The 23687-nt window shown below is 44.9% G+C and carries 14 protein-coding genes, 1 pseudogene and 1 CRISPR repeat array; of the genes and pseudogenes, 5 read left to right on the top strand and 10 right to left on the bottom strand.

What is annotated here, in order from left to right:
• Positions 1–588: 588 nt before the first annotated feature.
• Entirely contained in the window at positions 589–1989 is a 1401-nt protein-coding gene (locus G358_RS0107970) for an arabinan endo-1,5-alpha-L-arabinosidase AbnB (protein WP_157274297.1), read from the bottom strand.
• A 579-nt stretch (positions 1990–2568) separates the two neighbouring features.
• Here G358_RS0107970 and G358_RS0107965 point away from each other — a divergent pair.
• The 4 genes and pseudogenes from G358_RS0107965 to G358_RS0107950 all read left to right on the top strand — a co-directional run.
• Positions 2569–3480 (top strand): annotated as a pseudogene (locus G358_RS0107965) (ArsR/SmtB family transcription factor); the annotation flags it as partial.
• A 359-nt stretch (positions 3481–3839) separates the two neighbouring features.
• Positions 3840–4838 carry a substrate-binding domain-containing protein gene (locus G358_RS0107960; protein ID WP_019636679.1) on the top strand — a complete coding sequence of 333 codons (999 nt, stop codon included), beginning with the start codon at positions 3840–3842 and terminating at the stop codon, positions 4836–4838.
• Positions 4828–6732, top strand: a complete 1905-nt coding sequence (locus tag G358_RS0107955; RefSeq protein WP_019636678.1) for a cache domain-containing sensor histidine kinase — start codon at positions 4828–4830, stop codon at positions 6730–6732. Before G358_RS0107960 ends, G358_RS0107955 begins: the two co-directional genes overlap by 11 nt.
• The gene (locus G358_RS0107950) at positions 6729–7970 is read left to right on the top strand and encodes a response regulator transcription factor (RefSeq protein WP_019636677.1); all 1242 of its coding nucleotides are present in this window, start codon (positions 6729–6731) and stop codon (positions 7968–7970) included. Before G358_RS0107955 ends, G358_RS0107950 begins: the two co-directional genes overlap by 4 nt.
• Before the next feature lie 139 nt (positions 7971–8109).
• Positions 8110–11519: a CRISPR direct-repeat array (repeat unit 32 nt; unit sequence ATTTCAATCCACGCATCCGCGAGGGATGCGAC).
• 167 nt (positions 11520–11686) lie between these two features.
• Here the strand turns inward: G358_RS0107950 and cas2 are convergent.
• The 8 genes from cas2 to G358_RS0107910 form a co-directional block, all read right to left on the bottom strand.
• Entirely contained in the window at positions 11687–11977 is a 291-nt protein-coding gene (gene cas2 / locus G358_RS0107945; protein WP_026342139.1) for a CRISPR-associated endonuclease Cas2, read from the bottom strand.
• Between the two features lie 9 nt (positions 11978–11986).
• A complete protein-coding gene (cas1c, locus tag G358_RS0107940) occupies positions 11987–13018 on the bottom strand; it encodes a type I-C CRISPR-associated endonuclease Cas1c (protein WP_019636675.1) in 1032 nt (343 codons plus the stop codon).
• A complete protein-coding gene (gene cas4 / locus G358_RS0107935) occupies positions 13015–13674 on the bottom strand; it encodes a CRISPR-associated protein Cas4 (protein WP_019636674.1) in 660 nt (219 codons plus the stop codon). Before cas4 ends, cas1c begins: the two co-directional genes overlap by 4 nt.
• Positions 13664–14527, bottom strand: a complete 864-nt coding sequence (gene cas7c / locus G358_RS0107930) for a type I-C CRISPR-associated protein Cas7/Csd2 (RefSeq protein WP_019636673.1) — start codon at positions 14525–14527, stop codon at positions 13664–13666. Before cas7c ends, cas4 begins: the two co-directional genes overlap by 11 nt.
• 2 nt (positions 14528–14529) lie before the next feature.
• The gene (gene cas8c, locus G358_RS0107925) at positions 14530–16431 is read right to left on the bottom strand and encodes a type I-C CRISPR-associated protein Cas8c/Csd1 (protein WP_019636672.1); all 1902 of its coding nucleotides are present in this window, start codon (positions 16429–16431) and stop codon (positions 14530–14532) included.
• The gene (cas5c, locus tag G358_RS0107920; RefSeq protein ID WP_019636671.1) at positions 16428–17147 is read right to left on the bottom strand and encodes a type I-C CRISPR-associated protein Cas5c; all 720 of its coding nucleotides are present in this window, start codon (positions 17145–17147) and stop codon (positions 16428–16430) included. Before cas5c ends, cas8c begins: the two co-directional genes overlap by 4 nt.
• Before the next feature lie 223 nt (positions 17148–17370).
• Entirely contained in the window at positions 17371–19803 is a 2433-nt protein-coding gene (locus G358_RS0107915) for a CRISPR-associated helicase/endonuclease Cas3 (protein WP_019636670.1), read from the bottom strand.
• Between the two features lie 300 nt (positions 19804–20103).
• Positions 20104–20946, bottom strand: coding sequence for a metallophosphoesterase family protein (locus tag G358_RS0107910; RefSeq protein WP_019636669.1), 843 nt, complete (start codon positions 20944–20946; stop codon positions 20104–20106).
• 254 nt (positions 20947–21200) lie between these two features.
• Between G358_RS0107910 and G358_RS29655 the strand changes: the two genes are divergently transcribed.
• A complete protein-coding gene (locus tag G358_RS29655) occupies positions 21201–21983 on the top strand; it encodes a cobyric acid synthase (protein WP_019636668.1) in 783 nt (260 codons plus the stop codon).
• 719 nt (positions 21984–22702) lie between these two features.
• On the opposite strand, the gene G358_RS31610 is transcribed toward G358_RS29655, so the two are convergent.
• The gene (locus tag G358_RS31610; protein WP_019636667.1) at positions 22703–23434 is read right to left on the bottom strand and encodes a copper amine oxidase N-terminal domain-containing protein; all 732 of its coding nucleotides are present in this window, start codon (positions 23432–23434) and stop codon (positions 22703–22705) included.
• Positions 23435–23687: the final 253 nt, after the last annotated feature.

The raw sequence follows: 23687 nt of genomic DNA, 5'->3' as shown, positions 1-23687 counted from the left end.
TGCGACGTTATGGCTATCAACCCAAGTGATGCTGAAATATGCGACGTTATGGCTATCAGCCAAGTGATACTGAACGGACACAGAAGACCCTATTTGTTCTTTTTCCGGCACACTCGATATGTTAACGGACCTAGAGGGCGCTATTTACTCAAAAAACACACTAATTGGCCGAGTTTTTGCTGAATAGCGGAACCACGGTCCGTTAACATTGAAATTTGCGGTTTTTCCGAGAAATAGCGGAACCAGGGTCCATTAGGGCAGCAAACATAACAGCGCTTTGCTCGGTTAGACTGGTTCGGCTGGTTCGGCTGGTTCGACCGGCTCGATTGGTTCTATTGGTTCTGTTGGTTCCATCGGCACGATTGGTTCTGTTGGATAGACTGGTTCTGTTAGTTCTGTTAGTTCTGTTAGTTCTGTTCTATTGGTTCTGTTGGTTATCTTACTTCTACTCCTACTCCTACTCCTACTCCTACTTCCACTTCTTCTTTTGCACTCAACTTCTGCATCTACTTTTGCATCTACTCCTACTTCCATATTTTCACCAACTTTGCATTATTGCAAATTACTGGTTCCACATTTCCTTCTATCTTACTGCTGCTCCGTCACTGCCACATGGCTTCCCCAGACGGCTTCTCCGCTAGCGGACAGAGCGGAGAAAACAATGACGTTCCGTGATGTCCCGCCGTCCCATTGGCGCAAAAACACACCGCGAAATTCGCTGTCTCCCAATGTTATTTCCACCTGGTTGTCCCCGGTGAAGCTCCATCTACCAGACTCACTGCCGGAAATCGTGCCGTCTTCAGCAAGGTGAATGAGTGTTGATTTTTTAACTTGAGCTGTAATGTCTTTCCCATGACGGATAAACTTATAATCGCCGATCAGCTCCGCTTTGTCGTACGCGCCAATTTCCTCGCCGCTGTAGCGATGAGGAGCAACTACAGGCCATCCATCCTCATTCATGAACATTTGATGGACGCGTATTTCATGACTTTCCCCCCGGCCCGGAAAGCGGGTATGAAAGATCAAATAGTATTGTCCGCCCACCTCATCGAAATAAGCTGAATTATGCCCTGGAGAAACATAGGCTGTCCCGCGTCCCGGTGTTTCCCCCTCCACGTTTCCAAACTCCACATTTCCCATCAATTTTACGCCATAAGGAGCGATAGCCTCATCATCAAAAAACGTTCCGTCTGGCCCGCCAACACTCGTCATCTCATGACCCGCCGCATCCTCAAACGGACCGTCTGGCGCTTGCGAGCGCACAACGCGAATGTTGTATCCGCCGGAGGCATCAAGGCCGCCATAGGACAGAAACAAATAATAATAATCCGTGTCCGGACTATACAGCATGTATGGCCCTTCGATTCGGCTATGATTCGCTCCGAGCAGCTTTTTGCCGTAGCCTTGATCCGGGTAAGGGAATCCGGTTTTCGGATTCATTTTCAAAATATAAATACCTCCAGAATAGGAGCCATACACCATCCATAACTCGTCGTTTTTATCGAAAAACACATGAGGATCGACCACATTCGGATGAATGGTTGCATCATATATCGTACCGTCTTCACTCGGCTGTCCCCACATCCCGGACTTCAACATAATGCCCAGATCTTTATACGGGCCTTCGATATCATCGGCCACCGCGACCCCCATCGCAGACAACGGCGAATCTCCCTTACAGGCGTTATAGTACATGTAGAATCGTCCATCCGGCAATTGAATAACGTCAGGCGCCCATAATGTATCACTCTGTGCCCATTCGAGCGTTTCCGCAAGTTCGGTTGTAACGTTCGGAATTAAAGGATTGCCATCCTGTACCCCTGAAGAAATTTGCGTCCAATTCATGAAATCGGTCGTTTTGGCAGCTGCCAAATGAGAACCGAATACATAGTATGTGTCCTTTACTTTAATAACGGACGGGTCATGAACGGATGCATTGTTGAATTGAGGTACCGCATTCGTCTGTTGCTGTCCTGTCTTTGCCTGCATTTTTTCGCCTCCTTCGGCAATTTCGCCGGGCCCTTCAGTCGCTGGCTGTTTGCTGCAAGATACCAGCAGCAGCGTAGCGATCAGCCCGATTGCTATTTTAAATTTCAATGGCAGCAGCCTCCTGTCAATGCTATAGCATGCAAACTCATAGAATGCTCATCGGTAAGTTCTATTGGCTTCCTACTTCAATGGAATATTTGCTGCACCACCCCTTGTTTCAATTAATCATAAACTGATTCTTCTATTGTTAAATGAATCCGCTTACAGCTATAAAATAGCACATAGGAATTATGTTGTAAACACACTTAAATAAATCTTTTTACATTTACATAAAATCATTCAGAAACCGGCTTCCCTCCGGGCAACAAACATCAGAAGATGTCGTTCACATCACTAAAATTGCAGCATAGACACTTTAAATTAATATAAAACAGCACTAGTCCAATATGTTAATATTTTCTATATTATGTATTAATATTATAATTGTTGATTAATTGCTTTCATTTTCACCTTGGTTGGTTTATAATTATTTGAAACAAAGGCAAATGAAATTACTTTTTCCGGAGGCTGGTACAATAGATGATCTATATTAAAGATCTAATGAGTGGAATCGATATTTTTAAAGCATTAGGCTCGGAAATTCGGATTCAAATTTTGGAATTGCTTGCTGATAATCAATCGTTGAATCTAAATGATCTGGCCAATAAGCTCAACTTAAGCAATGGAGCCATCACGATGCATATCCGAAAACTCGAAGAGAGCGGGCTCATTGAAATCAATACCACGGTAGGCAAGCACGGGATTCAAAAAATTTGTTATTTGAACAAAGATAAATTAATGGTCGATTTACGCAGCAAAGATGTCGAAAATTTATATGAAGTCGAAATTCAAGTCGGACACTACAGCGATTATCAAGCTCTTCCGACCTGCGGACTGGCAACGAAAGACAGCATTATCGGCGACTTCGATGATCCGCGCTATTTTGCCGACCCGCAGCGAATTGATTCGGAAATCATTTGGCTCGCCGATGGATTTTTGGAGTACCGGATTCCTAACTATTTGAAGCCCAATCAGACATTCCGGGAAATTCAGTTCTCCATGGAGCTCAGTTCGGAAGCGCCTGGCTTCAACGATAATTATCCGTCCGATATTTATTTCTATATCAACGGAATTGAGATTGGCTTCTGGACAAGTCCCGGTGATTTTGGCGATGCCCGGGGAACCTTTAATCCAGACTGGTGGCCGCCTCATTTGAATCAGTACGGCATGCTTAAGCTGATTCGAATTAATCACGACGGCAGTTTTATCGACGGATGCCGCATTTCGGACGTTACTATCGATCAGATTGAGCTGAACTACAAAAGCGAGCTAACCTTCCGAATCGCGGTCACAGACAAGCCGGTGAACAAAAGAGGTCTGACGATCTACGGCAAGCATTTTGGCAACTATAGTCAGGACTTGCTAGCCCGGGTGTTATATGATGTTCATGAAATTGATAGCAAGCAATTTAAAGCAAGCAAAGAGAGCAAGGAAGCAAAAGTAACTGGTGGAGCTAATGGAGCTAAACAGGTTAATAAAGCTACTGAAGCAAATAAAGCTGTTGAAGAAAAGGTAACAAGTGAGACAAATGAAACTGGCGAGGCGATAGAGGAAACGATAAAGGAAGTACATCAGTAAATGTACATCAGTCTCAGGCTGTCTTTAATTGCAGATATTCTGCAATAGGGGCAGCCTTTTGCTCGTGTTATTGATTCATGACGGCCCTCCCATTTTTTTTGCAAAGGCATATATTTCAGTAGTGTTTCGTAGTATGATGTTGTCCAAGCTTCTGTTTTGAAAGGGGTTTCAATATGAAAAAAATAGGGCTCGTTTATTTGCTGCTAATTGGCTTTTTTCTGCTGTATGTGCTGGATTACAGATCCCAGAGCCATTTAAATGATCAATGGAAAACAGCCGGCCTGCGAGGTGAAATAGATGAGAAGTACGTAATGGTCACTTTTCAAATGGGGATCGATTACTGGAAAAGCAGCCTGAAGGGCTTCGAGGATGCCGCCCAGGCGCTGAACGTGTCCGTCGAGTACCGCGGATCTACACAGCGCGACGTCCATGAGCAAATTACGGTGCTGGAGCAGATTATTGCCAAAAAGCCTGCGGGAATCGCGATATCGGCCATTCATCCCGTCGATTTGACGGAGACGATCAACAAAGCGGTGGATGCCGGAATCCCCGTCGTCCTGTTCGATTCCGACGCTCCGGGCAGTAAGGCTTACTCCTTCCTCGGCACAAATAACTATTCATCTGGAGTCCGGGCCGCGCAAAAAATGGCCGAGCTGACCGGCGGACGAGGCCGGGTCGCCGTGGTAACGACGCCAAGCCAACAAAATCATCAAGAACGAACCGATGGTTTCATCGCCACCATTCAGACTGAATTTCCGGAAATGAAGGTCGTCGCAGTTAAAAATGGCAAGGGCGATCATATCTATTCCAGGCAGTCGGCGGAAGAAATTTTACGGGATTATCCAGACATTGCCGGGATTTTTGCCACCGAAGCCAACGGCGGCATCGGCGTAGCTGAAGCGGTACGGGAAATGGGCGGAGATCGGCGCCCGAAGATTATCAGCTTCGATACCGATAAAGGCACGCTTGATCTTGTAAAAAGCGGGGATATTTCCGCGACCATGGCTCAAGGGACTTGGAACATGGGGTACTGGTCCCTGCAATTTCTGTTCTCCCTTGGGCACGAATTGAACACGGCACAAATCCCGGGCTCCCCTCCTGTTCCCGAGCAGGTAGACACGGGCATAACCGTAGTAACACCGCATAATGTGGCGGACTACTATGCGAAATAAGCCGTCGGGGGTGCGTCAATTGTCATTCAACAACTTACCGATCCGTTATAAATTGATCATTCATTTTCTGCTCATCAGCATCCTTCCCTCCATCGGTCTCGGATTTCTGATTAACTGGACTGTGGATCGGGTATTGGACCGCCAGGTCACGAATAATACGCTGCAACTGATCGGCAAAGTGAATGAGTCTCTTGAAACCTACGTGGAAAATTTGCAGAACATGACGTTCCTGATTGCCTTTAATCCGGATGTACAGCGTTTTCTGGAGCCTTTGCAGGCAAATAGCCTGCCAGAATCTATCGAGGAAGAAGATCACTATGATATCCGAAAATTTTTACAGGGCTTTACTACCCTACACTCCGAAGTTGCAGGCATTATGGTCGTTAACAGCCAGGGCGAATCGGTCAGCAATGAACTATATGCCCGTACCCCCAGTGATTTAACCCGTGAATCCTGGTATCAGGAGGCCGTTCATAATAAGGGGATTTTTAAAATCGTGGGGCATCCGCATGACCGTAATATTACGAATCATGTCAATTATAAGGACAGCGAGGTCGTTTCCACCGTACGTGCCATTCTCGATCCCGATACGCAAGAGGTGAAAGGCGTCGTTCTGATCGACCTCAAATTACGGGTCATTGCAGAGACGGCGCAGGATGTCAGGTTGGGCAAAACCGGCTATTTAACGGTGATGGACAGCGACGGTGAGTTAATCTACGCTCCTCCCGATCCGTATATCGAGCACATTCCTGCAGAATGGCTTAGTAAAGATGGTTCCGGCACCTACTCTCACCAGGCCGATGGGCGCAACTTGCAGTTTATATACCGGGTATCCCCTTTTACGAACTGGACAACGGTCGGCGTATTCGCCACGGAGGATTCCATTTCCGAAATGCGGGAAATCCGTTTCTATGTCGTCAGCTTCGTATTTGTTGTCTGCCTGCTTGGCATGACCGCTTCCTTCTATCTGGCCCATTCCATATCCAGACCGATCGGCCAGTTGATGTCGTTCATGCAAAAAGCCCAGTCCGGTGATTTAACGATCCGTTACTGGGGCGACCGTTCCGACGAAGTCGGCCTGCTTGGCCGCCGGTTCAATGAGATGCTGCTGCAGATCAACCGGCTGATTTCATTGACCGAGCGGCAGGAACAGCAAAAGCGCGAGGCGGAATTGAGCAGCCTCCAGGCCCATATTAAGCCGCATTTTTTATACAATACGCTCGATACAATTCATTGGATGGCCCGCCGAAAGGGGGCCTTGGATATTGCTGAAATGGCGGAATCATTGTCGAAGCTGTTCCGGATCGGACTGAGCAAAGGCAATGTGATGATTCCTTTATCTGATGAAATAGAGCATATTCGCAGTTATTTACAAATCCAGCACGTACGCTATCAGCATAAGCTGGACTATGCACTGAGGGTGGCACCGGAAGTACAGGAGCTTAGCGTGCTGAAGCTGATCCTTCAGCCGATCGTCGAGAATGCGATTTATCATGGAATCAAGGAACGCCGTGGACCGGGAGTAATTGAGGTGGAAGCGAAGGAATTAAGCGGCGATTTAGTTATGACGATTCGCGATAACGGCAAGGGGATGACGGAAGAGCAGCTAGCCGCTCTTCGCCGCGCTTTGGAGCAAGTGGCCAGCTCTGAGGAGCATCCTGCCGCCAGCAAAGCTTCGGGAGGTCATGGTGGGGCTAATCCGGCTTCCGGAACTATAAAATCTGACGAAGGAACAAAAGGATACGGCATCTTGAATGTCCAGGCTCGCATCCGCCTTACTTTCGGAGATAAGTATGGCCTTAGCCTCGACAGCACGTTGGGCGAGGGTACTGTCGTAACGGTAACCCACCCGCTCATTCGGGACAATTACATGCAAAATGGAGTTGATCGATGATGATAAACGAACTGTCTCTTTCCACGGAGTACCGCTGGAAGGTGCTCATTGCCGACGATGAATGCATCATTCGAGAAGGCATTAGAGAGAGCGTCGACTGGGAGCGGCTTCGGCTGAATGTTGCCGCGGAGGCCGAGGACGGTGAAGAGGCGCTAGAACTGGCGCTTAAGCATCGAATCGACATTCTGCTCGTCGATCTCAACATGCCGATTATGGATGGAATCGAGCTGATGAAGCAGGTCCGCGAGGAGCTGCCTGACTGCAAAATCCTCATCATTACCGGTCATGATGAATTCACCTATGCCCAGACAGCGATCCGGCTCCAGGTGAAGGACTACATCCTGAAGCCGGCCAATCCGGCGCAATTGGAAAAGGTACTGCGCCAGGTCAGGGATGAGCTGGAGGAAGAAGCGATTCAGCAGCAGCATTTGCAAACCGCTTCCCGGCAAATTACGAGGAGCTATCCCTTGCTGCGGGAACGCTTCTGCCAGGAATGGATGGAAGGCAGCATGACGGAGGATGAAATTGTGGAGCAGCTGTCTTTTCTCGAATTGCCAGTGACAGCGCCCTGTCTGCTCGGCATGATTCGCCTGCGCGAGTCGGCATCTCCGCAGCCTCTGATGCAGGAAAGTGAGCGCCAGCTTTATTTATTCGCCATCGAGAACATTGCCACTGAGTTGCTCGGCTCCTATCCGAAAGTCCTTTTTCGCGATCCGTTTGGCGTCATTGTCGTGCTGCTGTGGAGCTTCTCGGCTGATGCGGCTTTCCATCAAATCGAGTCGTCCGTGCGAACTTACTTGAAGGTGGCCGTCGATATCCATCTCACCGAGGGGGATGCCGACATCACTTCAATGCCTGCTGTTTATCGCAAATGCAAATCCTCTGTGCTGAAGGAAACCGCCATTTCCCCATTGGTGCGCAGAGCCAAACAGTACATGCTGGAGAACTACGGCGACTGCACGCTGACCCTGGAGTCCATGGCCCAACAGCTTCAGTCCTCCCCGGTATATTTAAGCCGGATGATCAAGCAGGAGCTGGATACATCGTTCAACAGCTATTTGACGCAAATCCGCATTCGCCGGGCCTCTCAACTGCTTAACGGCACCGATCTGACCATTGCCGAAATCGCTAGGCAAGTCGGCTATGAAACTCAGCATTATTTCAGCACGGCCTTTAAACGCACCACCGGGGCTTCTCCCCTGCAATATCGCAAAGGAGGCGCTGCTCAGGAGGAGTAGCGCCTTTTTTGGTGTTTTGATTGTGGGTTCACGAGGGAAACAACTTTAAAATACTAACCAATCTAGCGATCTCATCCATTTTCAATCCATCAGCGGGGGGTGCGACTAATGGATTGAAAATCTGATCAGACATTTGCCCATTTCAATCCACGCATCCGCGAGGGATGCGACCTTGGATTCTGCTGCGACTAGGCTCCATAGCATATTATTTCAATCCACGCATCCGCGAGGGATGCGACACGATATGTACAATAAAAAGTTCAACGAATTAAAAATTTCAATCCACGCATCCGCGAGGGATGCGACGGATGGGTACACCCGGATTGCCCACGAAATACTGGACATTTCAATCCACGCATCCGCGAGGGATGCGACCGCCGCCTTCGAACCCAACACAGGATACGCTTAGCAATTTCAATCCACGCATCCGCGAGGGATGCGACCTGTACGGCCTGTAGCACCTGTTCTTCCTGTCCGGGATAATTTCAATCCACGCATCCGCGAGGGATGCGACCTTATTAGCTGCCGCCACTGTATTGCCATCGCCCCAATTTCAATCCACGCATCCGCGAGGGATGCGACGGAGGACATTAACGACAAAAATATTCTCTACTTTATTTCAATCCACGCATCCGCGAGGGATGCGACGATAAATCCCATTTCAGCCAGTAATTGCAGCGACTCAACATTTCAATCCACGCATCCGCGAGGGATGCGACCTACATATTATAATCAATAAAGTCGTTAATTTGTATATTTCAATCCACGCATCCGCGAGGGATGCGACTGTTAATATATCCATGAACATCAAGAGGATAGTCAGATTTCAATCCACGCATCCGCGAGGGATGCGACTTTTTATCTCTCATCTTACACCTCCTTATTTTGATATTTCAATCCACGCATCCGCGAGGGATGCGACTACAGGGGATATATTCGGTCAAACGTACAAGATATTTCAATCCACGCATCCGCGAGGGATGCAACGCTGGCATATAAACCTCTTCGATTCCGACCGTCATTTCAATCCACGCATCCGCGAGGGATGCGACTTCAGTACCATTTTCTTCAATATCTTCATCCGAATTTCAATCCACGCATCCGCGAGGGATGCGACTCATAAAGCTGGCGAATTTATGTTAGCGATGGATGATTTCAATCCACGCATCCGCGAGGGATGCGACCCAAATCCTCAAAAACGCGTTCTTGTGTAGTAACCGATTTCAATCCACGCATCCGCGAGGGATGCGACATTCTAGCTGTGACCCCTTGTGTAGCGACGATGTATTTCAATCCACGCATCCGCGAGGGATGCGACGATGATATGTTCTCACCGATTGTGACAAGCGATGACTTATTTCAATCCACGCATCCGCGAGGGATGCGACATACAAAGGATGCAAGAGATCGAGGCTGAAGAAACATTTCAATCCACGCATCCGCGAGGGATGCGACCACTTTAGATGAACCATTTAAAACTATCACATCAAAATTTCAATCCACGCATCCGCGAGGGATGCGACTGGAAGATGGCACATTAGACCCTAGAGATTGGGAGATTTCAATCCACGCATCCGCGAGGGATGCGACTTGGTCAGATTGGTGGGTAAGCACAGGGAGTACATGGATTTCAATCCACGCATCCGCGAGGGATGCGACGAATGGTTTGATATTGAGCCTGAACGCATCTTGGAATTTCAATCCACGCATCCGCGAGGGATGCGACTTGGCACAAGGATATGGAACTGTGCCAACAACTGAATATTTCAATCCACGCATCCGCGAGGGATGCGACGCAAAGAATGACTTAGGAGAAATTGTGGTGCTAATCATTTCAATCCACGCATCCGCGAGGGATGCGACTTTCTTTGCCCTTGACACTGCCTCATCCTTTGCCAATTTCAATCCACGCATCCGCGAGGGATGCGACCTAGAAAAGATAATACCGCATTTATGATATTGCGAAATTTCAATCCACGCATCCGCGAGGGATGCGACTTAGCAGAATATTGGGAGTCCCAAGCCGCAGCAGAATTTCAATCCACGCATCCGCGAGGGATGCGACGCTAGTCGTTCCATTGTTGGACAAGTCCCTAAGAATTTCAATCCACGCATCCGCGAGGGATGCGACGGGATTCTTTGAAATCTTCATCCGGGCAATCACATTTATTTCAATCCACGCATCCGCGAGGGATGCGACCTCCAACCATAGAGCAAGGAGGTCATTCACATGATTTCAATCCACGCATCCGCGAGGGATGCGACGTCCGAGCAGATAAAGATGATCTTCTCGCCACAAATTTCAATCCACGCATCCGCGAGGGATGCGACGGACAGCAAGATGATCAGATACTTGCGAAGGCTGTTATTTCAATCCACGCATCCGCGAGGGATGCGACGTGAGACATGGACAACAACACGGTGATTGAAATATTATTTCAATCCACGCATCCGCGAGGGATGCGACGAAGAACGTCGTTCCGTACCGTGAGCGGTTGCTATTTCAATCCACGCATCCGCGAGGGATGCGACGATTCCGGAGTCGGCGCTCGACATCATCGGCGCGGAATTTCAATCCACGCATCCGCGAGGGATGCGACTTATTCTGATTATCTTGCAGTTTAACTTTTGTTGAATTTCAATCCACGCATCCGCGAGGGATGCGACTAAAACTCCCGAAGTTTGTTACGGCCTTCTCTCGGAATTTCAATCCACGCATCCGCGAGGGATGCGACTAATGTCATCGTGGCCGAGTCTTCGGAGAGTATCATAATTTCAATCCACGCATCCGCGAGGGATGCGACGACGGCGACGGCTGCTGGCTCGATGAGGGAGAATTCATTTCAATCCACGCATCCGCGAGGGATGCGACCTCGTTGGCAAGATAGAAGAATATTGCCGCATCCCGATTTCAATCCACGCATCCGCGAGGGATGCGACTTAGCACGGCCATCCTCGACTCCTTGAATCAAATCAATTTCAATCCACGCATCCGCGAGGGATGCGACGGGCTTTTTTGATGTTGTCACTTATCTAGACAATGAGATTTCAATCCACGCATCCGCGAGGGATGCGACGTGTATTTTGCGGCGCATGCCGCCATCGTCCCGACCATTTCAATCCACGCATCCGCGAGGGATGCGACCATAAAATGTACCGCCCCCGAAGGAGCGGTTATATTTCAATCCACGCATCCGCGAGGGATGCGACCTGCAATAAATTGATTTCCAGGAGAATTGTGTCTTATTTCAATCCACGCATCCGCGAGGGATGCGACTTGTTAGCGTTCTTCGGGTCAAGTTCAAATAAAGCATTTCAATCCACGCATCCGCGAGGGATGCGACGATGTATCAGGAGTTTCCCCAGCTACATTGTCAAATTTCAATCCACGCATCCGCGAGGGATGCGACGCAACCCTCTATGCAGGCGGGTTCCTCCGGAAGCAGATTTCAATCCACGCATCCGCGAGGGATGCGACGGTTACCCAGAGATTGTAAAAACAATCGGCAGTAGGATGATTTCAATCCACGCATCCGCGAGGGATGCGACTGCGATTTTTAGGTTAAAACACCCCAAAGGTCACATTTAAACAACAAATATACTATTTAAATAGTATTATGGAATAAAAAGACATGAATATTTTGTAAAATAATGCATTTAGTGATAATTTTACGGTGCGAATGTCCCAAGGAAATCATGTTCGCTTTACATTCGCACTACAATATTAAAGGGCCTTCCAAATCTAATGATTCCTTTACACCAACATGCTCAACTTTATTCTTGTAATTGTTACCAAGCTGATAGAAGCGGAGACTGTCCTGGTCTGGATCAATAATGTCCATAAGTTTTAATTTTAACACAGCAAATTGAGTTGCATCTACAACACATTCAAATACTGAGTTTTGAACGCGCTGTCCGTAATTCTGACATACTTTTGAAACTCTGCGCAATCTCCTTTGTCCTGCACTGTTAACCGTACTTACATCATACGTGATTAATACTAGCACAACTCACACCTACTTCCATAAAAATGGAGGGTACTCATCTAAGTCATTACGTAAATAACGAGCTAGCAATATAGCTTGAGCATAGGGCACTAGTCCCCATGAAATTTTCTCACCTAGATAAGGGTGCGTTATCTTCTCTTGCTTCTTATTCTGCCATGCAGCCAGAAATTTTTTTCTTGCCTCGTCTGTCATAATCACTGCACCATTCTCTTTATGGAGAAAATCCTCTTTACTTACTATTTTCTTATTGATTAATGACAAAACGAACCTATCAGCATAAATTCCCCGCAGTTCCTCCATAACATCTAAGGCTAAAGAAGCTCTTCCGGGCCGATCTCGATGCAGAAAACCTACATACGCATCCAATCCCACACCCTCCAAAGCAGAAGCGGTATCATTAGCTAGTAGCGTATAAGCAAGCGATAGCATCGCATTCACTTTGTCTAGTGGGGGTCTTCGTGAACGAGAGTGGAAATAGAAGTCTTCTTTTTGCTGCAATATCATTTGATCGATTAATTTATTGTAGCTTACAGCGGCTTGCCCTTCTAATCCCCTCAATCTTTCTAAATCCTCGCACTCTCTTACATCCATAATAATGGTTGACAAGTGTTGGGAAACTCCCTTGAATTGATTTACATCTACACGCAAAGGATGATCCCTGGTCATTCTTTCGATCATCCATTTATGATTGAAAACCTTGCCTATAATGAAATTTCGAGCAATTTTTGCGGATAGGTGCTCATTTTCTGATACTAGGTATTGCTTCTTACGCAGCACAACATTACCTTTGCTTGCTCCAATGACCCTTGCAAGAAATCTCCCATTCATCGTTAAAAAGACTAATGAAATATTCCTGTCTGCACAATATCCCATTAATGCTGGACTCGCCCCCGTATAACCAAAAGTCACGATGGATTCCAGGTTATGAAGAGGCAGCCTTCCAAGCTTCTCCTGTTCTTTTAGTAGAACAATATTATCACCGTCTAACGATAAATACACATCAGGTTGCGTGATAAATAACGTATTAAGCAGTTTCTTCATTCCTTGATTTTCCCTTCAATATAGCTCTTTACAGTCCTTTTATTCATTAATTCGGGTAAACAAATATGTTGAAGGGAACAGCTTTTGCAGAAGGAACCCGTTTTGACTTTAGGGGTATGTCTTCGTCTGTAGTAATCATGCATTTCGGTGACAAGCGACTTCACTTTATTCTTTATATCTGAAGTAAGCTCCACTTCAACTCTATGCTTAATCTCATTGTAGAATATAAAACCTTTGTGTATTTCGCAGAGCAGCATTTCTTCCAAACATATGGCTTGGGCTGTAAGTTGTAAAATATCCGCATCACTTTGCTTTGGTTTTCCGCGCTTGTATTCAATTGGGAAAGCCATAAACTTTCCCTCGGCACCGTTAATTTCAACACCTTGATTATCTCTAATAAACTCTACAACGTCACAGATGCCTGTAATTTCAAGCTCATCAGACTTTACAGGCATTGCCCGTACAATGAGTTTATCACCGCGCTTCTCTCTAACAAATGGCTGATCCGCTTTTTGATGAAGATACTGCCCTTCAATTGTTCTAACATTTTCTTCCCATTGCTGTTCAATATGAATAAGTGCCCACTGTCGCTTGCAAAATTGAAAATGTTGTATACCTGACAACATTAAATATTCGTCGTCTTCTTTAGAGGCCATCTATAATCTCAACTTTCAATCCTTCAAGCTCATATAATTGTATTGAATAGTCCCCAAATGACTTCGGAGTTTCAACTTGTGACTTTATCTGTAATGACCGATGGACTTTTGCCGAAGAATATTGGCCTAATTTGGAACTATGCTCCCACCAATATACTTTGTGAACCTCCATGCTTCCATCCGGTCTGGCAGCAGATGCATCATTTTCAAAAAGTGTAGCGAGCGCCTGTTTAAACTTGTCCGCATCCTCATTTGTAAATCCGGTCTTTTCGGCTAATTGAGTATTGATGCTTCCGTAAAATATATAAACACCATAATCAACGCGATGCTTCATTCCCATCGTGTCTGATCCCCTCTCCTTACCTGGCTCTGAGTTAACACTCTTCGTAATCTGCATACTTGTTATGTCAACCGGATCAACACTCACTGCAGTATGAATCGATACGGGACCTCTTACGCCTACGGATACACTTGCTCCTTTATCCGAGCTTTTAAATGCAAATACTTGTCCGAAACTGCGAACATCCAGCCACTCTTGACAAGCAATTTTGGCAAAATCATCATTTGAGCTGGACTTGGACTTTAGAATTTTTTCCAATTCGGCATTACCATCGGCGCGCTCTCTTAAACTGTTATACTGATCCGATTTTCGATCATTAGATTGGACAAATATCGCTTCGCCCATGTCCTGCAGGCGGTTTCGGATTTTCCGCTTAATAGCTACGTCTGAAATCTCGCCATGGCCATCGTAATTTTGTCTCGGACGATTCCCATTCAGTGGATCGCCATTCGGATTCGCATTCGTTACCGATAATATAACGGCAAAATCAATTTTATGATCCAAGATTTTCATTTTTATCTCTCCTTATCATTGGATGCTTCCACCGCATCTTCGTTTTTTACTTTCTTCTGGTACAGTTCATGCCGCTGGCTGTAGAATCCAAGTAAATATTTCCCCGATAATGGCTTGTTGTTAAAATCCTCAATTTTAATTCTTGAGGCTACTTCATCAATAATTCTGGACCAGTACAATGCGTTTGTTCCTAAACGCGCCTGGTAAGGTTGCAGGCTCTCTTGAATCGTCTTCCACGTTCTGGCCGGATGCTTGGAGAATGAATTCATGTACCGGATCGCATTACTAGACCGAGTCTCATCTGGTCCAAGCGCTCGTCTTTCCAAAACATCCGCTAGAGCTAATAAGCGGCCAAACAAATAGTCGCGGTCATTATTTTCTGTATCTAACGCCATGTTGAATCCCTCCCGTCTGTTGATCAAAGCACACGCGATGCTTAATGTCTTTTCCCATTCCCATTTCTCCATCGACACAGGGCTTGATGCACGATGAAAGGCACTAGTTTCAATGTCTTGGGGAATCCTTGCGTCGTCTATAATACATGGCAGCATGCGCTCCATTAATCCTTTAACAATCTTCTCACTTGCTCTAGGCCCATACGCAGCGAAGGCGATATCTTTTGTTGCCGGTGCCCCGTAAAACTGAACATATTCCCCCTGCTGATCCTTCCGATAACGATGCAGCCACACACAGGTTGAATGCCACTTCGCAAGCCTGTTCAAATAAATCTCTTTGTCCATATTTCGATAGTACAGTACAGCCATACGTCCGGTTGTAGCCGAATCAAGTATCATAATATTTACTTTGGATTCAGAAGACATATCGTTTCTATATCCATCCAACGCTTTTGATATTTCGACAGCAAGCTCTTGCTGAGTGTATGACTTCCTAACCTTGGCTTCCAAAGGGATCGGGTCAATCGAAAAAGTATCTTCCGTAGAATCCGGTATATCAAGAGCATCGTTTCCCCAGACTAAAAACACACGCTGGTCAATAATTTTACCTTGGCGATTTACGAGCCACTTTAGCGCATTATGGGCTTTCTGGGACACTTCATAGCTAATGCTGGCCACTTCATTACTTTGATTAAATCGGCCTCGGAACGTAAAGCCACTGGTGTCGTTTGCTGATATCAGCTTGGCCTTGTCCGCTGCATTTCTGATTTTATTAGCATGCCTGTCCGTACTGGGCAGCCTCTTTCCTGTCACATAACAAATATCTTCACTGCCCAGCAAATCTTGATAGTAGTTGATGAAAGAATCATACATCTCCTGATCCTTCCACACTTTTGTCAAAATACTTTTAGGAGAATAAACATTAAACCGGATAAACGCACTTTCCTGCCCGCCAGCAACTACTGAGAAAATTGCCGGTCTCTCACCGTATAATACTTCGTATTTCTTATCCCATTTCTCAATCAGCTTGTTGTCCGCATCTACATATATCACTTTCCATGCTATCAAATCTTTGATTAGTTGCCCTTTTCTTAAGTAATTATAAATACTACGTACCTTTGCCGCTGCATAAGGGGAATTAGCCCATTCTTCCAGTTGCTTAATGTAGTATGTAGAAGGCTCCTCTTTCTTGATTTGCCCTCCATAAGCAGCAAAATCACCAGCAACATAGCTTAATTTATCATGTAATGGATAGGGTGCTATTTTCGAGCCCGCCCGGCTTGCTGATTCCTCTGTGCATGGAATCAGCGTATTCGCATCACTGTTATCGATGACACTCGCCGAATGAAATTGTCCATCTTCTGTGATCTCTACTTCAATATGAGCATTTTGAGTCGTGTGAGAGATGGGCAGAAGAGTATATTCGCGGTCATTATATTTTTTTTCAATTTCGCCGACTCGATCCAAATTCGCTTCGTAAGTTTCATATAAATTTAACAACCAGCTCATATATTCCCCCCCTCTTCAATTTGTGCAAACAACTCATTAACAGACTCAACATTGTGTTCATTGAAAGCTTTTGGCTTCATATCCGAAATTTTTCGAACCTGCGTACACTGCTCCGGACGTATGAATTGGATAATGCCATTTCTCATCACGGGGTTCCATAGACGCACTTCCATTTGCTCCCTGCCTGTCTCATCTGGGTAATTGATGCCGTGAACCATAGTCCCCAGATGAATGTCACCATAGTTATCATAAAATCCTTCGCCCTCACCAAATACACAAGGTTCCACATATCCCTGACATTCCCGGGCTCCTAGGAAAATGTCTCTTCGGCCACCGGCGATCAGGGAGCGTTTCATGATATTGTGATGCTTATGCTCGTTACGGTCATAAGCCATGTCTGGACGATTTAAGTTAAATTCAAAATGGCCTCTCACCTGGTAGCAAACGTCCTTCAAGTAAGTATAATTGGCAAGCGTGTTCCCGCCACCATAGTCTATCGGACGAATTCCTTTGGACTCCATACGAATTGGTTTTAGAACACGAACCTCGTCGACAAAGAGAATTAGTGTCGGCTTCCAATAAATCGACTCCAAAATCCCTTTTATCGCTTGGTAAGTTGGCACCTGATAACTTAGCTTCTCTCCCCCCAGCTTCGTCAAAGGGTCTGTGAATAACGCATAGTCACCGTAAACTGCAAATTCGATAGAATTTCTCATAGAATCACCTCCTTTTCTGTTTTTACATATTTTACAACTCTATAATATCCCAAATTTTGGATGTTGTAAATATTAATATCATAATACAATATATGAACTTCAACTAACTTGTTTTTAATTATGTTATAATAACATGTCGCTATTTTTAGTATTTTGATGTAAATAGCGTGGATTGAAAAATATAATGTATTATGTGAAAACCTATCTTAACTGAGATAGGTTTTTAATATATGCTCAGGTCAAACTGGCTGTCATTCTCGATATCCAAACCAAACTCCCGGCTATAAGCTCCTTCTTTTAACACCAAGACCTTCCCGTCCAGACAACTCTCTAATCCGCCATTTTTGGATAGGAGCTGCAGCTCATAGTGAAATAAGTTGATCGTATATTGCTGCGCCCTACGTAATAATCGGGTAAAATCATCGATCACCCCTGCACCGTTTAATTCGGCAATGATCTCTTTGCCTTCCTCCCCATAGGGAACAATTACAGAGGTGGTGAGATCGTCAATGACCCGGAAATGCTCGGCTGCCGTTCTGTAGCTATTCGCCAAAAATAAAGGCGGTTGTTTCTTAAACTTGCTGCAATAAGCTTGGAAGTACGAATTATCCTCCTTCTTAGCAGCCAATAATTCGGTCATTTTCTTCCTTAATTTCGGTATGAAGTAATTTAATTCGGAATCAAATTCACTATAAAACTCTTTAAAATATCTCTCCATCGCCTGTATTGATAAAACATGCCCGCCATGATTTGTCTGATCTCGCTTTAAATCAATAAGAATCTTCCTGGAGATCTCCTTGCCAACCTTAATTTCCCGCAAATGCTTCAGATTCTCTTCCACATGATCAATGACATACACTTGCTGTACTTCCCGCTCACCGTGTCGGTTGCATCTTCCTGCCGCTTGAGCGATTGAGTCCAGCCCGGCCAATGACCGGATAACGCAGGCAAAGCTTACATCCACCCCAGCTTCAATTAACTGCGTGCTGATACAAATGACCTTATTCCCATCCTTAAGCTGCTGCCGCACTTCTGTTAGAATCTTATTTCGGTGCGCAGCGCACATCGAAGTACTTAGGTGATAGACCGGGATGTCGCTCCCTATCTCTTGCAACTGCTGATACAGCTTTTTTGCAACGGATTTCGTATTTAAAATGACAAGTACACTCTCAACCTCCTCCAGTTTCTCTGTAATAAAATTAGCAAGTTTATCATTGTTAAACTGTTCATTTGTGGCCTTATCGATAATTTCCACACGTTTAAACGCTTCAATAACATGATCCAGGTTCGCTATAATTTCTGCTTCCGGGTTAATCTCAAGCTTATGTTCAACAAAGTCTAGTGCGGGTTGCGTCGCTGTGCAAAGCAGAATACTGGCATTTCCATAATTCCTTAGATAGTTCAGTGCTTCATTAAATAGGGATACACAGGCAACTGGAACCTTTTGCACCTCATCAAAAATGATGACCGACTCACTTAGATTATGCAGTCGCCGAATATTCCTACTTCCCTTGGCATAGAACACATTCAAAAACTGCACCATCGTTGTAAAAATAATAGGTGAATCCCAATTATCCTTGGCCAGTTTCAATTTTTGCTGTATATAGCTTAATCCATCCAAATGTTCATCATTATCATTCGCATCATCAACCACGTTCGAGTGGTGCTCCAAAATATGAACGTCATCCTTCAAAATCCCCCGTACTTCCGCAGTGTTCTGTTCAATAATCGTTGTGTAAGGAACGACATAAATAATGCGTTTTTTGTTGTGCAGCTTCGCATGCTTGAGTGCATATCTCAGGCTTGCCAATGTTTTGCCACCGCCAGTTGGAATGGATAATGTGTAAATGCCCGGTGGCTTCTCAGCAAACTTATCGCACTGTTCTGACATATCACGGCGCAGTAAATTTATAGGGATATTCGCATTACTCAGTTCAGCGTAGGAATGAACCTTGGTCATAAGGCGGTTGTAGTAGATTTCAAATAATGCCGCTGAATTTAGACTATCAATCGGTTCTGCAACCGCATTATCTGCAAACAGCCTTGTGTCCGTCCGGTCGGCATCGATTAAAACGCTGAATATAAACTTGGTCAGAAACATTAACTTATTTTCACTGCTAAAAGAAGAAGGGATCGCTAAATATGCTTCCAATTCACTTGCTGCTTCATTTACGTATTGGTGGAATTCCGCTTCGCTGATTACATGTTCAAAAAACATTTGCTTAGTTTTTGCAAAATCGGTCAAGTCCTTGTCCCGAACTCGAAGTAAATAGTTGGATTCCAATTCTGGATTCAGAAAATCCTGCAGATAGGAGTGGTGGGAAATGATGGCGTTTCCGACGATTTCAGCTAAAATTCCTTTATGTCTATCAATGTTCCCGGTATGAAACAGCTCAAATAATAATTTTCCCCCCGCAGTCGAATGATCGACACTGCCTCGCTTCGGAGGAACATCCGGATGGCTTGCCGCCTTGAGGATGTATTCTTTGAACTCATCCGTGTACTTCCCTAAATCATGAAGCATACCCGCCAATCCGGTTATATGCTTGATGCCCATCTTGCCCCCGTGCGATTCTGCCAATTTTTTCACACCCAGCAAATGCTCTTCCACTGTCTGATATGTATGATCACTTTCTCGGATATGAGCTATATACATCGCTGTCTCTGCCCCCTCCAAGCTATATTCATGCAGATAGTCCTATAGATCTATTAATACTAAGGCTTGCTTACCTAATTGATTCGACAGAGTTACAGAATAGCCTTCCAATGATTCATCAAAATTGGACACTTTTCTCAATTAATTTCAAAACTAGTCAAATAGCAAAATACTAACTTAAAAAATCAATGAAAATGTTGATCAAAAAATGAATAAATCCCCTGACTCTATGTCAGGGATCAAAATGTCAACTCAATGACGTTTAATGTACCTTGTTTAAAAGATAATCACAAAAGCCTCTTATTTATAATCTATTTGAAACTGCGCCGCGTCCACCCAACTGCCAGAAGCAAAATCACGGCCCCGGATCATAACTTTATCTGCGTAAATTTCCACATAAAAACCTTGGCTGCCCGGCAGGTAGACATCTTCGTCGCTCCACAAATAAGCAACCGAAGCTGCGTTAAATATCGTAGCCGTTATTCCTCGGCCATCATACATCGTACGATGGGCTTCCAACGGCCAATGCGTATGCCCGGTAAACAAAATCGCCTGCGGGTATTTGCTTAAAATAAACTTTAGCTCCCTATCCTGCTTTACTCCATACCACTTCTGGCTTTGCAGTGACCCTGCCACCGTGTCCATCAACGGCTGGTGCAAAAAGACAAAAACGGGTTTATGAGCGGATGCCTTCTCGCCAAGCTTCATATCCAGCCAATCGAGCTGCTGCTCCGTCAAATGGCAGAATCTTTCCAGCCCCTTCTCCGATCCGAGAAAAATATAATGGTAGCCGTCAATCCAATGATCATGGTAAGCTCCCTGCATTCCGGTGTGGGCTGTATAATTCCCCAGCCTGGAGCTCCAATTCCCAAACGCGACATCATGATTCCCTAGAGTAAATCGGATCTCCGGCAAGTTCTCCCGGTTGCCTTCGATGATACGGTTCAACTCCCCATACTCTTCGGTAAAACCATGATCCGTAATATCTCCAACATGCATGATGCCGCTGCTTCCACTGGCATTTGTACGGATATCCTTCAGGGCGCGATCGAAATTCCGGTTGTACTCATGCCCGGGGTTAGCTGTTACATGCGTGTCTGAAATGACCTGAAAGTTAGCTAACGGCTGCTCATATAGTCTCATTCATTCAGTCCCTTCCTTTCCACGGATGACGACGTAAAATAAACAACATCAGACAGAAGGCCACAACAACCGCGTAATTCAAAAATATTGTACACTCCACAGCAGGAAGTATGGTTTTCTATATGTAAAGCAGGCATGAAAGTGATGTAATAATTTGTTCTTTATTGGACAGAAAAAATAAGGGCTTGTAGAATAAAACTATCATGCATGATCTTACGATCTTTAATAAAATCCAGAGCGAGATAGGTGAATAAATGAAATCCGTAATGATCGTCGGAACCAGCTCTTCGTGCGGCAAAAGCTTTATTACAGCGGCTTTGCTGCGTATGCTGCGGAACAAAGGGTATACTGCTGCCCCGTTCAAAGCGCAAAATATTTCCTCAAAATCCTATGTAACTGAAGATCATAGTGAGATTGCTTATTCTACGTATATTCAAGCTTTAGGCGCCGGAGTTCCCCCGGAAGCGGACATGAATCCCGTATTGATTAAGCCGGCCAATGAGAAGACGCAAATTTTCTTAAATGGCCAGTTATTTCATACCGGAAGTTATAAGAAATATGGAGATTTTCTGCCGGAGATCAGAGCAAGCATTGAAAGCTCCTTCCACAGAATGGCGGCAAAATACGACATTCTCATTATCGAAGGCGCTGGTTCTACCGCAGAGATCAATTTGGCCAATGAGGATGTCGCTAATATTTTTACGGCTAAAATCACGAATTCCCCGCTCCTGCTCGTGTCGGATATTCACTATGGCGGCGTTTTTGCAGCGATTCACGGCACGGTCGACTTACTGGATGAATCTATCAAAAGTCAATTGAAAGGATTCATTATCAATCGATATCATGGGGTTAAGGAAATTTTGCATCCAGGGATAGATGTATTGGAACAAAAGCACGCCGTCCCGTGTGCCGGGATTTTGCCCTATCAGCATGACATCGTAGTGCCGGATGAGCAAGGCTTTGATCGTATGGCCGAGCTGTTCGAATCGAACATCGATTTGGGGCTGATCAGCCGTTTGCTTGATGTTTCGTTGTGACGAAGTTGTGGCGAAGATGTGACGAATAAGTACAGTGAGTGGTGCCTGGTAATATTCTTACCTGCTCAAATCCTCCTCTAAAAGCCTGTTCCCCCTCCCCTCGCCCCCCTTTTCTCTCTAACTCTCTCTAATCCTCTCTAATTCTCTCTGATTCTCTCTAATTCTCTCTAGTTCCCTCATCCCCCTAAGCTCACTCCACCTCCTAAGCTCCCGCCGATCTCCTCAGCTCCCTCAGCTCCTTCCAATCTCCTCGGCCCCCTCAATTCCCTAAGGTCTGGATGCGCTACAGCAATGGGGAGGGGAACCTTCTTACAGGTTCTGCCCGCTAACAAGTAACTGTAGGAGTTTAAATGGATTTCTAGTATCTAATTCATGTTCATTAGCCAACTTTCGCCGATTAACTTCATTTTGTGTATTTAAAACGTACCGTTTTCGCCAATATCGGCTTAGATGTTTTTTTAAATGCACGGAATACTGTTAATTTTTTATTCAGCGTCACATAGCCAATTTTAAGTACAACAAATCCAACTCGTGCATGTACGTTACGCTTATTTTGCGGTTACATGAACGTTACGCTTATTTCGCAGCTACAAGTAATCTTAAAATTACGAACCCTCTTCTTACGAAAGGCTTCAGCCATTACATAAAACCACCCTCGGCGTTGTGTTGGTTTTAAGCAAAAAAAGCCACTCATATGAGTGACTTAATCTACTATTTAATTATTTATAAAATATAGGGTTGAACAATCCTATTTCATAAGAGGCACCGTAACCAGCATCATTTAAACCCTGAACTTTGAATTGTACTTTCAATGCACCTTTAAGGTCCACATTGATATCCTCAGGAAAATCTCCAGCTTTAAAAGTATGTGTATATACAGATTTATCATCGGCCAGGATTGTCACTTTAATTTCTTCAGTTGTACTCTTATATTTATCTGTAAGTCCAATCTTTCCTTTTAAAGACTTTATATTTCCATTTAGCGGAAATTCTATGTACTCCCACGATCTATCTTTACCAACACTATCAACATACATTGATAAGTAGTTGGCATACTCATTACCGATATTATCCTTTATACCAGCATTAGAGTTATATTCATAATTCCATTTTGCTATATATCCTTTCTGGACATTCATATGTTTAATGTCTTTATCTAAATAAAGTTCATTTTCTCCTTCAGATTCACCAATTAAAACTGTTTTTGTGTTACTGTCCCACTTTACTTGTTGCCCTAAAGCTTGAGCAATGAATGAAAGCGGTACATAAGTTGTGCCATTATATAAGAATGGCTTATTATCTGTTGGCATCTTAGAAATTTTATTGATTTTAATATCGTTTACTCCATAAAATACCTCAATCTTCTTTCCACTTGCAGCAAATGCAGCTCCACCTGTTACCATCGAACCAATCAATACACCTGCAATAAGTCCCTTTAATTTATCCTTCACGATTCTTTCCTCCTAGTAGTATTTACCTAATTACATAATTCAACATAATATTCAGTATTCCTCCTATATCAAATGTGCTGAAAATATGGAGGAAGTAAACACGAACGAGTTCAGGTGTCCCGGCTGCAGATTTTTTGCTGAACAGCTGCCTATCTCGAGCCAAACGGGACTCGGAGAGCCGGATTCTCCGGTAGTTTCTTCACCACAAATAAGTTTGATTTTTATAAAAAGAGTAGTTTTATTGTAAATACGA

The organism is Paenibacillus fonticola DSM 21315, assembly GCF_000381905.1.
In the GTDB taxonomy this organism is placed as follows: Bacteria; Bacillota; Bacilli; order Paenibacillales; family Paenibacillaceae; genus Fontibacillus; species Fontibacillus fonticola.
This window is presented reverse-complemented; position numbering and strand designations above follow the sequence as displayed.

Bases quoted from the DNA above. Each gene is read 5' to 3' on its own strand.
- G358_RS0107970 (WP_157274297.1), bottom strand. From the start codon at position 1,989: ATGCAGGCAAAGACAGGACAGCAACAGACGAATGCGGTACCTCAATTC.
- G358_RS0107960 (WP_019636679.1), top strand. From the start codon at position 3,840: ATGAAAAAAATAGGGCTCGTTTATTTGCTGCTAATTGGCTTTTTTCTG.
- G358_RS0107955 (WP_019636678.1), top strand. From the start codon at position 4,828: ATGCGAAATAAGCCGTCGGGGGTGCGTCAATTGTCATTCAACAACTTA.
- G358_RS0107950 (WP_019636677.1), top strand. From the start codon at position 6,729: ATGATGATAAACGAACTGTCTCTTTCCACGGAGTACCGCTGGAAGGTG.
- cas1c (WP_019636675.1), bottom strand. From the start codon at position 13,018: ATGAAGAAACTGCTTAATACGTTATTTATCACGCAACCTGATGTGTAT.
- cas4 (WP_019636674.1), bottom strand. From the start codon at position 13,674: ATGGCCTCTAAAGAAGACGACGAATATTTAATGTTGTCAGGTATACAA.
- cas7c (WP_019636673.1), bottom strand. From the start codon at position 14,527: ATGAAAATCTTGGATCATAAAATTGATTTTGCCGTTATATTATCGGTA.
- cas8c (WP_019636672.1), bottom strand. From the start codon at position 16,431: ATGAGCTGGTTGTTAAATTTATATGAAACTTACGAAGCGAATTTGGAT.
- cas5c (WP_019636671.1), bottom strand. From the start codon at position 17,147: ATGAGAAATTCTATCGAATTTGCAGTTTACGGTGACTATGCGTTATTC.
- G358_RS0107915 (WP_019636670.1), bottom strand. From the start codon at position 19,803: ATGTATATAGCTCATATCCGAGAAAGTGATCATACATATCAGACAGTG.
- G358_RS0107910 (WP_019636669.1), bottom strand. From the start codon at position 20,946: ATGAGACTATATGAGCAGCCGTTAGCTAACTTTCAGGTCATTTCAGAC.
- G358_RS29655 (WP_019636668.1), top strand. From the start codon at position 21,201: ATGAAATCCGTAATGATCGTCGGAACCAGCTCTTCGTGCGGCAAAAGC.